Genomic DNA, 15,992 nt, shown 5'->3' with positions numbered 1-15,992 from the left:
TGACATGGGGGGGCGCTGCCCGGGGGCAGCGCCCACCATCACCGCCTCGCCTGGCAGACGCTCCTCTGCCGGACCCGCGGGCGCATCGCCTTGCGGGCGTCGATGGCCACTACCTCGAAGTTGTCCACAGTACGGTTCACCCGGCCGAAGAGATTGTCCGGACCGGCGATGCAGACCTTGGTGATGCCGTGCTCCCGCATCGTTTCCACCATGTCCGGCCAGCGGATCGGGCGGTTGAAGGTGTCGAGCAGCATGGTGCGCACGCCGTCCGCGCCGGTCAGCAGCTCGCCGTTCTGGTCGGCGACGACCGGCAGCTTGGGGTCGGCCACCTCGAAGGTGCCGAGGACCTCCTCCTCCGCCTTGCGGCGCAGGGCGCCGAACGCCGGGGCGTGCACGGGCGGCCACATGGTGTACATGTTGTATCCCCCGAGCTCGCCGATCCGCTTCTTGAACCGGTCGAGCACGGGCTCGCGCAGGGACACGAGGTAGAAGCCCTGGTCGATGTAGCCGGAGACGTCGTGCCACTCCCCCTCGGCGTCCAGTTCGGCCAGCGCCTCCTGAAGCCGCTCCTCGGGGGTGTGGATCACGCAGTGCGTGACCGCCTCACGGTGCTCCTGCCGGAAGTACTCCTCCTCGCAGCGCGCCAGCTCGGCGGTGAGCCGCACGGTCTCCTCGAACCGCAGGGACCCCGCGTAGGTCACCGCGGCCCGCTGGCCGAAGCTCGGTCCGGCGCACAGCTCGGGCCGCTCTCCCAGCGTCTCCTCCGCCCAGTCGGCGAGGGAGAGACAGACGGTCAGGAAGGCGATCTGGGTGTGCGCGGTGTACTGCGCCTCCTCGTCGGCGTCCGACTGGCGGTACCGGTCGAACACGGAGTACCCCACCACCTCGTCGGCGATCGCGAGCCGGCGCCGGGCATGGGGGTTGGTCAGCAGGAACTCGCCCACATCGGTGAAGCGGAAGGGCCCCATCCCGGGGAAGACCATCGCCGTACGGCTGGCCTCCGGATCGGATGTCCGCGGCTCTGTGGCCTGTGGCTCGGTGGTCTGCTGCTCCGTCATGCCTTCGCTCCCGGCGTCAGGTCGAGAGCCAGCTGCTCGAGCTGTCGTTTGTCGGGCTTGCCGTTGCGGTTCAGGGGGAATCGCTCCAGGACGTGAATGCGGTTGGGGTGCTCGAAGTCGGGTAGCAGGGAGGTGATCGGCTCCCGCCAGTGCCGCGGCTCGCGCCGCTGCTCGTCCTCCACGAAGAAGAAGAGCTGGCAGCCGCGCTGTTCGTCGGGGACCGGGACGACCTTGACGAGGCAGCCGGCCGCGGCCAGCTTGTGCTCGATGATCTCGGGGTAGAGCGTGTGGCCGTTGCGGTGCGCCGCAGCCTTCCTGCCGAGGACGAAGAGGTTGTCCCCGCCGTCCAGATAGCCGAAGTCGCCGGTGGGGTACCAGTCGGTCCTGGCCGGGTCGACGGAGGTGACCGTGCCGTCCTCCGCCAGATAGCCCTCCATCAGGTCGGGCGAGTGGATCTGGATCTCCCCGACCTCGCCGGAGGTGAGGACGGCGCCCTCGTCGTCGACGATCCGCAGTTTCAGGCCCTCGACGGCCCGCCCGCAGGCGACCGCGTTGTCCTCGGTCGCGAAGGCCACGTTCCCGGCCTCGGTGCTGCCGTAGCTGTCCAGCAGGGGCAGTCCGAATCGCTTGACGTAGTCGGCGACCAGGCCGGGGTCCAGCGGGGCCGCCCCGCTGCAGAACATCCGGACACCGGACAGCTCGTCCGCCAGGGCGGGCTTGCGGCCGATCATGTTGAGCATGCTGCGGTAGCTGGCCGGGGTGGCGTCGACCACCGTGGCCCCGCAGGTGCCCGCCATGGTCATCGCCCGGTCCAGCCGCCGGTAGGGCGCGATGACCAGCGAGCACTTGACCAGCCAGGCGATGAGCACCATGGACAGCCCGTATTGGTGGGAGAAGGGCAGCAGTGGCAGCAGGACGTCATCGGGGCGATGGCCCACCTGCTGGGCGTTGCGCTCCAGGTTCTTCAGGAACTTCGCCCCGGTCTTGACGACGCCCTTGGGCTCCCCGGTGGATCCGGAGGACCACATGATCAGGCCGTCGGGCAGCTCGCACCAGGTGTCGAGGGACAGCCGCCGCTCGGCGGGGGTCTGCTCCATGGACGCCATGAGCAGCTCGTAGATGGTGACCCGGGCCGGGCCGCTCTCGGGCATCGGGGTGTCGTCGTCGACCACGCAGATCTTGACCCCGGCCCGGTCGCAGATGCGCTGGGTGGCCTCCGCCCGCTCCTGGTGGTCGACCATGACGATCGACGCGCCGGTGTGCATCAGGGCGAGGAGGGCCCCGACATAACCGGCGGAGTTGCCGGCCTTCAGCATGACCCGGGTGCCGTCGCTGACCCCGCGCTCGCGGAGCGCTTGGCCGATGGCCAGGGCCCTCTGTTCGAACTCGGGAAGCGAATGCACCGCTTCCGTCGCAAAGACCTTTGCGGTCATCGGGTTCACTGAGCCTTTCTTCTTCTTGAAGTCTCTTGGGGTGAGAGCCACCCGCGACGCCGACGCTCTGCGAGACGTGGGCCGGGACCGCGAGTCCCCCCAGGAGGTCTCCGGGGGGACTCGCAGGTCGTCAGCTGTCGAGGTCCCCGAGCATCATGTCGATCAGGTCGTCGTCGTCCATCGCGTCGATGGAGTCCCTCGCCTTCTCCTCGGTGTCCTTCTCGGCCTGCTCCTTGCCGCTCGCCAGCTCGGTGAGCATGTCGAGCAGACCTGCGCGGCGCAGCCGCTCCAGCGGAATCGACGTGAGAAGGGCACGGATCCTGGCCTCTTCCGGATCGACGTCCGTCTCGGCTGGGTTGTCCGTCGCCACCCGGCCGCGCAGATACTCGGCGAGCGCCGCGGGCGTAGGGTTGTCGAAGATCAGCGTGGAGGGGAGGCGAAGCCCGGTGGCCGAGTTCAGCCGGTTACGGAACTCCACGCCCGCCAGTGAGTCGAAACCGAGGTTCTGGAAGGAGCGGTCGGGCTCGATGGACTGGGCGCCGCTGTGCCCCAGCACCATCGCCGCACTGCCGCGCACCAGATCGAGCAGCGCCCGGTCGAGTTCGGCTCCGGCCAGACCGGCCAGCTGCACCTTGGCCGATTGGGGAGCGGCCGCCTTCCCGTCGGCCGCCGCCTTGCTCCGCACCCGGACCACACCGCGCAGCAGGGTGGGGATGCCGGTCTGGCCGCTGAGCGCGGAGGTCTCCAGCCGCATTGGCACGAGCAGGGCGTCCTCGCTCGTGGCGCCGGCGTCCAGCAGACGCAGACCGCCCGCCGTGGACAGGGCCGCCATGCCCTCGCGCGCCATGCGCACCATGTCCGCCTGGCTGAGGGTGCCGGTCATGCCGCCGGTCTGCTCCCACGGGCCCCAGGCCAGTGAGACCGCCGGGAGGCCGAGGCCGCGACGGTGTGCGGCGAGCGCGTCCAGGAACGAGTTGGCTGCGGCGTAGTTGCCCTGTCCCGGGCTGCCGAACACACCGGCGACGGAGGAGAACATCACGAACTCCGCGAGGTCCATCTCCCGGGTCAGCTCGTGCAGGTTCCACGCCGCGTCGACCTTCGGCTCGAAGACCGCGTCGATCCGCTTCGGCGACAGGGTGTCGATGACACCGTCGTCGAGTACGCCCGCCGCGTGCACGACCGCGGTCAGCGGGTGGTCGGCGGGTATGCCGGACAGCACCCGCTGCAGCGAGGCGCGGTCGGCCACGTCACAGGCCGCCAGCGTCACCGACGCGCCCGCCTCGGTCAGTTCGGCCTCGAGGTCGGCGGCGCCCTCCGCGTCCGGCCCGCGCCGGGAGACCAGCACCAGGTTGCGCACTCCGCGCTCGGCCACCAGATGGCGTGCCACCTCGCGGCCCAGGCCGCCGGTGCCACCGGTCACCAACACCGAACCCTCGGGGTCGAGGGCGTGGGGCATGGTGAACACGTTCTTGCCGATGTGCCGGGCCTGGCTGATGTACCGCACCGCGTCCGGGGCCCGCCGCACGTCCCACGCCGTCACCGGGAGGGGGTGCAGCGCACCGCTGTCGAAGAGCTCGACCAGCTCGACCAGCATCCGCTGGACCCAGTCGTAGTCGGCCGAGACCAGGTCGTACGCCGTGTACTTCACCCCGGGGTGGTCCTGGGCGACGACCTCGGGGTCGCGCACGTCGATCTTGCCCATCTCCAGGAACCGCCCGCCCCTGGGCATCAGCCGCAGGGAGGCGTCGACGAACTCGCGGGCGAGCGAGTCCAGCACCATGTCCATGCCCCGGCCGCCGGTCGCCTCCATGAAGCGCGACTCGAAGTCCAGGTCACGGGAGGAGGAGATGTGTTTCTCGTCGAATCCCATCGCTCGCAGGGTGTCCCACTTGCCGGGGCTGGCCGTGGCGTACACCTCGGCGCCGAGGTGGCGTGCGAGCTGCACGGCCGCCATGCCCACACCGCCGGTGGCGGTGTGCACCAGGATGGACTCGCCCGCCTGCAGCTTGCCGAGTTCCACCAGGCCGATGTAGGCGGTCAGGAAGACCACCGGCACGGAGGCACCCTGCGCAAACGTCCAGCCGCGCGGCATGCGGACGATCTGCCGCCGGTCGGCGACCGCGATGGGCCCGAACGAGGCGTTGATCATGCCCATGACCCGGTCTCCGGGGGCCAGGTCGGTCACGCCCGGGCCGACCTCCAGGACCACACCGGCGCCCTCGCCGCCCATGGTGGCGTGATCGTCGGGGTACATGCCGATGGCGATCAGCGCGTCACGGAAGTTCAGGCCGGCGGCGCGCACCGCGATCCGCACGTACCCGGGGGCCAGCGACTCCTCCGCCGCCGGGTCGGGCAGCAGCGAGAGGTTGTCCAGCGTGCCTCCGCCCGTGGTGCCGAGCTTCCACGCCGAGGTGCCGGCGGGGGCCTCGAGGACCCGCCCGGCCGCGTTCCTGGCGAGCCGGGGAACCAGCCCTTGGCCCGCGCGGAGCGCCACCTCGCGCTCGCCCGCCGCGATCGCGGCCGTCACCACGCCGGCGGCCGCGATGGCCGACTCGGTGCGGCGGTCGATGTCCACCAGCTGGATCCGGCCCGGGTTCTCCGTGGCCGCCGAACGCAGCAGTCCCCAGACCGCGGCCTTGGACAGTCCGGCGACGCCCTCGCCCGGCCCCGTCGCGACCGCGTCGCTGGTGACCACGACCAGCCGGGACCCGCCGAACCGGTCCTCGGCGAGCCAGGACTGCGCCAGGGCCAGCGCCCGGTGGGTCGCCTTCCGGGCGGCGTCGGCGAGATTGTCGACGTCCGGCCCGGCGCCGCACCAGGCCCAGACCACGTCCGGCACCGCGGCGCCCTCGTCGATGGCGGCGGCGAGCGTGTCCACCCCGGTGTACTCGGTGTACTCGACACCGGAGGCGGCGAGCAGCTCGCCCACCCGCGCCCGGTCGGCGCCGATCACGGCCGCGGACGCACCGTCCACGGTCCGGTCGCCGCCCCGCGCGGCGGCGAGCACATCCCAGTTGGCCCGGAACAGCGTTCCGTCGCTGGTACGCGGCCCGGACGCGAACCGCTCGGCCGCCACCTCCCGCACCACCAGCGACTCCACCGAGGCGACGGGCGCACCCGTGGCGTCGGTCACGAGCAGCGCGACCGTGTCCTTGCCCTGCGGGCGCAGCCGCACTCGCACCCGTCCGGCGCCCACCGCGTGCAGGGTCACCCCGGTGAAGGAGAACGGCAGGGTCACGCGTCCGCTCTCGCCGCCGAAGTCGCCCATCTCCATGGCGTGCAGAGCGGCGTCGAGCAGGGCGGGGTGCAGACCGAACCGTCCGGCTTCCTGGGCGGCCGAGTCCGGCAACGCCACCTCGGCGTAGACGTCGCCGTCCAGCCGCCAGACCGACTCCAGGCCCTGGAAGACCGGTCCGTATCCGTAACCGACCTGGGCCAGGCCCTCGTAGAAGCCCTCCATCGGCACCTGCTCGGCGCCCGGGACGGGCCACTGCAGCAGGCCGTCGGTGACCGCGGCGCCGCTGTCCGCCTCGAGGACGCCCTGGGCGTGCCGCACCCACTCCTCCCCCGGCTCGTCGCTGTCGGAGCGCGAGTACACGCCCAGCGGCCGTAGGCCGGACTCGTCGGCGGGGCCGACCACGAGCTGGACGCGGACGCCGCCCTGCTCCGGCAGGAGGAGCGGGGTCTCCAGGGTGAGTTCGCCGAGCCGTCCCGCCCCGGTCTCGGTGCCCGCGAGCAGGCCGAGCTCCACGAATCCGGTGCCGGGGAAGAGCACTCCGCCGGCCACGGCGTGGTCGGCGAGCCACGGGTGGGTCTGCAGCGACAGGCGTCCGGTCAGCACCGTACGGTCGCCCTCGGCCAGTTCGGTGAGGCCGCCGAGCAGCGGGTGGTCCACCCTGCCGAGGCCGACGCTCCGGGCGTCGCCGGTCACGGCGCCGCCCGACTCGAGCCAGTACCGCTTGTGCTGGAAGGCGTAGGTCGGCAGGGCGACGCGGTGTGCGCCGCGCCCGGAGTACACCGCGTCCCAGTCCACGCCGACGCCGTTCGCGTACAGGGTGGCGACCGCCTCCGCCAGCGTCTGGGCCTCGGCGCGCCCGGAGCGGGCCAGGGGCACAAAGGCCGCATCGGCGCCGACGGCGTCCAGGCAGTCCTGGCCCATCGCGGTCAGCACGGCGTCGGGGCCGAGCTCCACGCACGTCGTCACGCCCTGGTCGGCGAGGCGGCGCATACCGTCGTCGAAGCGGACCGCTTCCCGCACATGGCGGACCCAGTACTCCGGGGTGGTCAGTTCGGCGCCCGCGACATCGCCGGTGACGTTGGAGATGACCGGGATGGCCGGGGTCGAGTACGCCAGGCAGGCGGCGATCTGGCCGAACTCCTCCAGCATGGCGTCCATCCGGGGGGAGTGGAACGCGTGGCTGACCCGCAGCCGCTTGGTCTTGCGGCCCTGGGCCTCCCAGTGGTCGGCGAGTTCGAGCACCGCGTCCTCGTCGCCGGAGAGCACCACCGAGGTGGGGCCGTTGAGCGCCGCCAGCGACACATGGTCCTCGCGGCCCTCCAGGCTCTCGGCCACCTCTTGCTCCGATGCCTGGACGGCCACCATGGCGCCGCCCGCGGGCAGTTCCTGCATCAGCCGTCCGCGGGCCGCCACCAGGGCGCACGCGTCCTCCAGGGACAGCACCCCGGCGACGTGGGCCGCGGCGATCTCGCCCACCGAGTGCCCCATCAGGAAGTCGGGGCGCACGCCCCAGGACTCCAGCAGGCGGAACAGGGCCACCTCGAAGGCGAACAGCCCGGCCTGGGTGAACATCGTCTGGTTGAGCTCGTCACCGGTCGCGGCGTCGTCGTCCTCGGGTCCGAAGACCACGTCGAGCACGGAGGTCCCGAGGCGCACCTCCAGGTAATCGCACGCCTCGTCGAACACGTCGGCGAAGAGCGGGTAGGTCTCGTAGAGTTCACGGCCCATGCCCAGCCGCTGGGCGCCCTGGCCGGTGAACAAGAACGCCAGCCGCTGCGCCGTGGACCTGCCCAGTACCAGGCCCGGCGCGTCGGTCTCCTCGGCGACCGCCGCGAGGCCGCGCAGCAGCCCCTCACGGTCGGACGCCACCACCACGCCACGGTGTTCGAGCGCGGCTCGTGTCACAGCGGACGACCATCCGACGTCGACCGGCCGCGCGTCGGGGTGGCGCACCGCGTGCTCGCGCAGCCGCGCGGCCTGCGCCCGCAGCGCCTCCTCGCTCCTGGCGGACACCAGCCAGGACACGGGCTGGGAGGCCGTGTCCGCGTCGGCGTCCGTGGGGGCCGGCTCCTGCGGCGGGGCCTGTTCGATGATGGCGTGCGCGTTGGTGCCGCTCATGCCGAACGAGGAGATACCGGCACGGCGTGGCCGCCCGGTCTCCGGCCAGGCGCGCTGCTCGGCGAGCAGCGCCACACCGCCCGACGACCAGTCCACGTGCGGGGTCGGTACCTCCACATGCAGCGTCTTGGGCAGGATGCCGTGGTGCATGGCCATCACCATCTTGATGACGGCGCCCACACCGGCCGCCGCCTGGGTGTGGCCGATGTTCGACTTGAGGGAGCCCAGCCATACCGGCTGCCCCTCCGGGCGGCTCTCGCCGTAGGTGGCGATCAGCGCCTGCGCCTCGATGGGGTCACCGAGCGAGGTTCCGGTGCCGTGCGCCTCGATCACGTCGATCTGGTCCGCGGTCAGCTCGGCGTTGGCCAGCGCCTGCCGGATGACGCGCTGCTGGGAGTGCCCGTTGGGGGCCGTCAGACCGTTGCTGGCGCCGTCCTGGTTGACGGCGGAGCCACGCACGATCGCCAGGACCTCGTGGCCGTTGCGCCGGGCGTCCGAGAGCCGCTCCACCAGGAGGACGCCGACGCCCTCGGCCCATGACGTGCCGTCGGCCTCGGCGCCGAAGGCCTTGCAGCGCCCGTTGGAGGAGAGCCCGCGCTGGCGGCTGAAGAGGATGAAGTCACCCGGGGTCGGCATGGTGGCGACGCCGGTGGCGAGCGCCAGATCGCATTCGCCCTGACGCAGCGAGTGCGCCGCCTGGTGCAGGGAGACCAGCGACGAGGAGCACGCCGTGTCCACGGTCCACGCCGGGCCCTCGAAGCCGAAGGTGTAGGAGATGCGCCCGGAGGCTACGCTGCCCGCGATCCCTGTCAGCGCATAGCCCTCGAGGCCGCTCTTGGCGTTCTGGAGGTGGGGCCCGTAGTCGTGGTGCTCTGCGCCGGTGAAGACGGCGGTGCGGCTCCCTCTGAGTTCGGTCACGTCGATGCCGGCCCGCTCGAAGACCTCCCAGCTCGTCTCCAGCAGCAGCCGCTGCTGCGGGTCCATGGCCAGCGCCTCGCGCGGCGATATGCCGAAGAACTCCGCGTCGAACTCGGGCGCGTCGTGGATGAACCCGCCCTCGGTCGCGTAGCTGGTGCCGGGGCGGTCCGGGTCCGGGCTGTAGAGGGCATCGAGGTCCCAGCCGCGGTCGGCGGGGAACGGGGTGATGGCGTCCACGCCCTCGGAGACAATCTTCCACAGGTCCTCGGGGCTGTTCACGCCTCCGGGGAAGCGGCAGCTCATCCCGACGATCGCGATGGGGTCGTCCGAGCCCACGACGGCACGTTCGGGATCGGTGTCGTCCGTGGCCACGGGGAAGATCTGCCGGTGGAGGTGGTCCACGAGCCGGCTGGGCGTCGGGTAGTCGAAGGCGAGTGACACTTCGAGAGTGAGCCCGGTGGCGGCGACCAGCCCTCGGTGCAGGTTGACCGCCGCGAGCGAGTCCAGTCCCAGGTCGAGGAACGAGCTCTCCGTGTCGAGCGTGCGCGGTGACTCGGACCGCAGCGCCGCGGCGACGTGCGCGCGCACCAGATCTAACAGGACCCTGCGCTGCTCGTGGTCGGGCAGTTCTTGGAAGTCCGGTGCGAGTGAAGGAAGTTCGCCTGGGTTCTCGCTGCGATCCGGCCTGGCCTGGATTCCGGACTCGTCTGAGTCGCTGGACCCACGCAACATGCTGCTCACCTAACTCCTGCTTCGTGGAAAACTCTTGCGTCAAGGCTGTGTGCCGCGCTGAGTGCCGCTTCGGCGTGGGCGCCCGCCCGCCGTTCATGGGTGCCGGCGGGCGCGTGGCCGTTAAAGATCGGCCACCCAGTCCTCGACAGCTTGGGCGGTGGTGTCCGCGTGCTTCTCCATCATGCTGAAGTGATTTCCGGGCACGTCGACGGCGGAGTCGGCGGGCCAGTCCGCCTGCCAGCTCTGTGCCTCCGCGTCCGGATCCACCCGATGCACCGCCTCCGTCGCACGAACGTGGAGACTGGGAACCGAGATCTCCGGCGGCTTCCACCCCTCCAGCAGATGCGAGTACCAGCCCATGGCGGACATCCGGACACCCTCCATGGAGACGAGGTCGTCCCGCTCGTACATTTCGTCCAACCAGGCGTTCTCGAACTGGCCGAGCTTCGTGGTGTCCGGAAGGTAGGTATCCATCAGGACGACTCCCGCAGCCGGTGTGCCCTGGCTCTCCAGAGCGGCGGCCACCGAGTGGGCGAACACTCCTCCGGCCGAGGAGCCGCACAGTACGACCGGGTCGCCTTCGGCATACTCGGCAACGGCCCGCGCCTGCAAGCGGAACAGCGCGTCCAAGGTAGCCGGAAGGCTCTCGCCCTGGACGGACCCCACGGTGCCAAGGGCCGCCACGTCCCGATTGCCACGGAACAGCCCGGCGAACCGCGCGTACTGGTGGACGCCGCCCAGAGCGACGTGGGAGGAGAAGCACATCAGCCTGGGACGCCCAGGGCCCCGGGAGAGCCGCGCGGGCCTGATGTTCCCCTCGTAGTCGGCCGGGTCCTCGAAGGTCGGACGGAGCCTTGCCGCGTTCGCCAGCAGATCCATGGCGATGCTGATCTTGCCCTGCTGCGCCGCCTGCCGGTAGAGAGAGCCGAGGGTGTCGGGCGCGTCCGCCTGCGGCGCCGAGGGAACGGGCTCGGTCATGGGCGCGGCGACCGGAGCGGCCGGGCCGGTCTGTTCCTGGACCTGCCGGGCGGCGGGGCGGGCGGCGACCTCTGCCACGAGCCGAGGCCGCAGATGGGCCACCATCTCGCCCGGGCTCGGGTAGTCGAAGACGACCGTGGTGTTCAGCCGGAGACCGGTGAGGGCAGCGATCTGGTTACGGAACTCGACCGCGGTGAGGGAGTTGAAGCCCATCTCCATGAACTCGTGGCTGGTGTCGACGTCATTGTGCGATGCGAACCCGAGCACCGCGGCGACGACGCTACGCACCAGTTCGAGGAGCACCTCGTCCGTCTCGGCCTCCGACAGCCCGGCCAGCCGCTGCCGCAACTGGGTGGCCTGGTCCACCTGGGACTCCGGCGTCCGAGCCGCACGACGGACGGGGGAATCCGGGACGACGGAACGGAACACGGTGGGCATCGCGGTGCCCTGAGCGCGCAGCGCACCCATGTCCAGCCGGGCGGGAATCACCGCGGCCGTGTCGGAGATGACGCCCGCGTCGAAGAGCTCCAGACCCTCCTCGGAGGAGAGCGGTACCAGGCCGGTGCGCGCCACATCGTGCCAGGCCGTGTCCAGCCGCTGGACCTGCTGTGTCGCGCCGCTGTCCTGGGCCCACGGGCCCCACGCCAGCGAGACACCCGGCAGTCCTTGAACGCGACGCCACGACGCGAGGCCGTCCAGGAACACATTCGCCGCGGCGTAATGACTCTGCCCGGCCGCTCCGAGCAGACCTGCGGTCGATGAGAACAGCACAAACGCCGACAGGTCCATGCCCGCGGTCAGCTCGTGCAGATTCCAGGCCGCGTCCACCTTCGCCCGCAGCACCGCGCTCGCCCGCTCGCGTGTCAGCGATGCGAACAGCCCGTCATCGAGCACCTCGTCCGCATGCACCACGGCGCTCAACGCGAACTCCTCGGGCAGTCCTGCCAACACCGCGGCAAGCGCTTCACGGTCTGCGGCGTTACCAGCTGTGACCACCACCTCGGCGCCCGCAACCTCCAATTCGGCCCGCAACTCGGCCGCGCCGTCCGTCTCCGCACCACGACGGGACAGCAGGACGAGCTTCTTGACACCGTGCCGGGCCACCAGATGCCGGGCCACCAAACCGCCCAGAGCACCCGTGCCCTCCGTCACCAGCACGGCGCCGGAACCGAACACCTCCGACTCGGGAGCGCCGCCCGCGGGCAGTGAGCGGGCCAGACGTTGCACGCGGACCTCGCCCGAACGCACCACCACCCGCTCCTCACGAGTGGCTACCACCCCCGCGAGAAGACCCACCACACGCTCGACATCATCCGTGTCGACCAGCACCACCCGTCCCGGGTGTTCCGACTGCGCCGACCGCACCAAGCCCCACGCGGCCGCAGCCGCCAGGTCCTTCACACCGTCGCCAGTGTCAACGGCACCCTGGGTCAGCACCACCAGTGGGGTGCCCGCGAACCGGTCGTCCGCCACCCACGACTGAACGGTCTCCAGCACCTCACCGACCCGTGTGTGGACCTCGTCCACCACAGCCAGGCCGTCCGAAGCCACCGGCAGTACCACCATTCCGGGCATCCTCGTGCCCGCCGCCACGGTCCCACTCAGCGCCGCAGGGTCCGTATACACGTCGGCGAGGAAGGAGCCCGTCGCTTCCAGAGCGGCGCCCACGCCCAGGCAATCGTCGACCAGCACTGCCCACCAGCCAGGTGCCACGCCCTCGGCGGGCTTCGCAGCGCCCGCTGTCCACTCCATGCGCAACAACGCGTCACCGGCCGTCCGGCCCACGTTCTGCAACGCGGCGGCCTGCATGGGCCGGAGAACGAGGGAGTCGACGGAAGCCACCGGGCGGCCGGAGGTGTCGGCGATGGCCAGCGAAACGGCCTGCCGGCCGTCCGGGGTGATCCGGACTCGCAGCGCTTGGGCACCGACGGCTTCCAGGGAGAATCCCCGCCACGAGAACGGCATCAGATTCCCCGCGCTCGGCGCGTCGCCCCCTCCGCGCAACGCGTTGTTCGCGCCGATCGCGTGGAGGGCCGCGTCGAACAGGGCCGGGTGCAGACCGAAGTACTTCGCGATGCCACGCTGATCCTCGGGCAGCTCGACCTCGGCGAACACTGCGTCGCCACGCGTCCAGACGCGCCGCAACCCGCGGTACGCGGGACCGTAGTGCAGCCCATGCTCCTCGACATGCTCGTAGCCGCCGGAGACGTCGACAGACTTGGCCCTGGAGGGCGGCCACTTCGCGAAGTCGAAGGAGGCCGCCGGGACGGGCGGCGTGAGCACACCGTGAGCGTGCCGCACCCACGGCTGCTCGAGGTCGGCCTCGTCGTCGGCCGGCTCCATCCGTGAGTACACGCTGACGTCGCGATGGCCCGAAGCGTCGGCGGCCTCCCCCACCTCGACCTGGATCTGCACCCCGCCGCGCTCGGGCATCGCCAAGGGCGCCTCCAGCACCAGCTCTTCGACGCGGCCGCACCCGACCTGGTTCCCCGCTTGTGCGGCCATCTCCGGGAAGGCCGTCCCGGGTACCAGCACCACTCCTTGCACCGCGTGATCGGCGAGCCAAGGGTGCGTGGCCAGCGACAGCCGCCCGCTGAGCAGCACTCCGCCGCCGCCCGCCAGCGAGACCGCGGCGCTCAGCACGGCGTGCGGTACCGCCCTGAGGCCCACCGATCCCACGTCGCCGACGGCCGCCGAGTCCAGCCAATAGCGCTGGCACTGGAAGGCGTAGGTCGGCAAGTCGACCCGTCGGACATCATGTCCTTCGAACGTCTTCCGCCAGTCGACACCGGTTCCGCTGACGTGGAGTTCGGCGGCGGAGGTCAGGAACCGCTCCAGGCCGCCCTCGTCACGCCGCAGCGTGCCCACGACCACGGCCTGGGCCTCAGCGGCCTCCACGGTCTGCTGCAACGGCAACATCAGTACGGGATGCGGACTGACCTCGATGAAAACACCATGTCCGCTGTCGAGCAGTGCGCGGGTGGTGGCCTCCAACTCGACGGTCTGCCGCAGGTTGCGATACCAGTACCCCGCGTCCAGAGCAGCCGTGTCCACCAGCTCACCGGTCACCGTGGAGTAGAACGGCACCTCCGATGAGCGCGGCTCTATGTCCGCCAGGACCTTCAGCAACTCGTCGTGGATCTCCTCCACGTGGGCGGAGTGCGAGGCGTAGTCCACCGGAACCCGGCGAACCCGCACCTCCTCACCCTCAAGCCGCGCCACCATCTCATCCAGCGCCCCCGGGTCACCGGACACCACGACCGAACCCGGGCCGTTCACCGCGGCGACCGAGATGGCGCCACCCCACGCGCCGATACGCTCCTTGACCTCGTCGACCGACAGCCCGACCGACACCATGCCACCACGGCCCACAAGACCCGCCGCGATCGCCTGCGAGCGCAAGGCGACCACCTTCGCAGCGTCCTCCAGCGACAGCGCACCCGCCACACACGCCGCGGCAATCTCACCCTGACTGTGCCCCATCACCGCATCCGGCTCCACACCCACCGAACGCCACAACCTCGCCAACGACACCATCACCGCGAACAACACCGGCTGGACCACATCCACCCGGTCAAAGCCCGGAGCACCCTCCGCACCACGCAGCACATCCGTCAACGACCAGTCCACATACGCCGACAGAGCCGACTCACACTCACCGACCGCCCCCGCGAACACCGGCGAAGACTCCAACAACCCCACCGCCATCCCCACCCACTGCGCCCCCTGACCCGGGAACACGAAGGCCGCCCTACGCCCCTTCGCCGCCCGCCCCTTGACCACGCCCTGGGCCACCTCGCCCTCAGCCACCTCGCCCTGGGCCAGGGCCCGCAGGCCGCGCAGCAGGCTCTCGCGGTCCTCGCCGATCACCGCGGCGCGGTGCTCGAACGCCGATCGGGACACCGCCAGGGAGTAGCCGATGTCCGCTACAGACGCCGCCGTGTAATCGTTGCCCTCAACAGGGCCCCCGACCGTCAGATGGGCGTACAGCCGCTCGGCCTGCGCCCGCAGCGCGGCCTCGCCCTTGCCGGAGACCAGCCATGGCACGACGGAGGAGGCGAGGGGGCGGGGAGCCTCGGCCTCGGAACCGGCCGACTCCGGCTCCTCGGCTTCGGTGGCCTGCTCGATGATGGTGTGCGCGTTGGTGCCGCTCATGCCGAAGGAGGAGATCCCCGCCCGGCGGGGCCGGCCCGTCTCCGGCCAGGGCCGGGCCTCGGTCAGCAGCTCCACGGCCCCCGCCGACCAGTCCACATGCGGGGTCGGCTCGTCCACGTGCAGCGTCTTCGGCAGGACGCCGTGCCGCATGGCCATCACCATCTTGATGATCCCCGCGACACCGGCGGCCGCCTGTGCGTGCCCGATGTTGGACTTGATGGATCCCAGCCACAACGGCCGGTCCTCCGGCCGGTCCTGGCCGTAGGACGCGATCAGCGCTTGCGCCTCGATCGGGTCGCCCAGCGAGGTGCCCGTGCCGAACGCCTCCACCACGTCGACCTCGTCCGGGGTGAGTCCCGCGTTGTCGAGCGCCTGACGGATCACCCTGCGCTGCGACGGGCCGTTGGGGGCGGTGAGGCCATTGCTGGCACCGTCCTGGTTCACCGCGGAGCCGCGCACCACCGCCAGTACGGGGTGGCCGTGGCGTCGGGCGTCGGAGAGCCGCTCCACGAGCAGCACGCCGACGCCCTCGGACCAGTTGGTGCCGTCCGCCGCCGCCGCGAAGGGCTTGCAGCGGCCGTCGGACGCGAGTCCTCCCTGACGGCTGAACGCGGTGAACGCTTCAGGGCCGGCCATCACGGTGATGCCGCCCGCCAGGGCGAAGTCGCACTCGCCCTGGCGCAGCGCCTGCGCGGCCAGGTGCAGCGCCACCAGGGACGATGAGCACGCCGTGTCCACCGTCACCGCAGGGCCCTCAAGGCCGAGGACGTAGGAGACCCGGCCGGAGGTGACGGCGGAGGACCGCCCCGTCACCAGATAGCCTTCGGCCTCTTCTGCCTCGATCGGGCCAGCCGCGCCGTATCCCTGGAAGGCAGCACCCATGAACACGCCGCCGGTGGTGCCCTTGACGGACAGCGGGTCGATGCCCGCCCGCTCCAGAACCTCCCAGGACGCCTCCAGCAGCAGCCTCTGCTGGGGGTCCATCACCAGCGCCTCACGCGGGGAGATCCCGAAGAACACGGGGTCGAACATCGCGGCGTCGTGCAAGAACCCGCCCTCGTTCACATAAGTCGTGCCCCGACTGCCGGGGTCCGGGTTGTACACCTCCTCGTACCAGCCGCGGTCCTTCGGGAACGGCGAGAGCCCGGCGGCGCCCTCGGCGACCATGCGCCACAGCTCCTCCGGAGAGCTGACCCCGCCGGGGAAGCGGCAGCTCATCGCGACGATCGCGATCGGCTCCCGGTTCTTCTCCTCCACTTCCCGAAGGCGCAGACGAGTGCGGTGCAGATCAGTCGTCACCTTGTTGAGATAGTCGCGGAGCTTGGTCTCACTCACTGTTTTGCCGTCACTTTCTCTACAGTC

Annotated in this window: 4 protein-coding genes; all 4 read right to left on the bottom strand. The window is 71.1% G+C overall.

All coding sequences use genetic code 11. The features are described from left to right. Nucleotides 1-38 precede the first annotated feature (38 nt). On the bottom strand, nt 39-1,058 hold the full coding sequence (locus tag JIX55_RS39685; RefSeq protein ID WP_257568047.1) for an ACP S-malonyltransferase: 1,020 nt from the start codon (nt 1,056-1,058) through the stop codon (nt 39-41). After that, the gene (locus tag JIX55_RS39680) at nt 1,055-2,491 is read right to left on the bottom strand and encodes a class I adenylate-forming enzyme family protein (protein ID WP_257568046.1); all 1,437 of its coding nucleotides are present in this window, start codon (nt 2,489-2,491) and stop codon (nt 1,055-1,057) included. Before JIX55_RS39680 ends, JIX55_RS39685 begins: the two co-directional genes overlap by 4 nt. A gap of 130 nt (nt 2,492-2,621) precedes the next feature. Next, a complete protein-coding gene (locus JIX55_RS39675; RefSeq protein ID WP_443046634.1) occupies nt 2,622-9,506 on the bottom strand; it encodes an SDR family NAD(P)-dependent oxidoreductase in 6,885 nt (2,294 codons plus the stop codon). A gap of 111 nt (nt 9,507-9,617) precedes the next feature. After that, entirely contained in the window at nt 9,618-15,965 is a 6,348-nt protein-coding gene (locus tag JIX55_RS39670; RefSeq protein ID WP_257568045.1) for a type I polyketide synthase, read from the bottom strand. Between the last annotated feature and the right edge of the window lie 27 nt (nt 15,966-15,992).

This window comes from Streptomyces sp. DSM 40750, from assembly GCF_024612035.1.
GTDB lineage: Bacteria > Actinomycetota > Actinomycetes > Streptomycetales > Streptomycetaceae > Streptomyces.
This window is presented reverse-complemented; position numbering and strand designations above follow the sequence as displayed.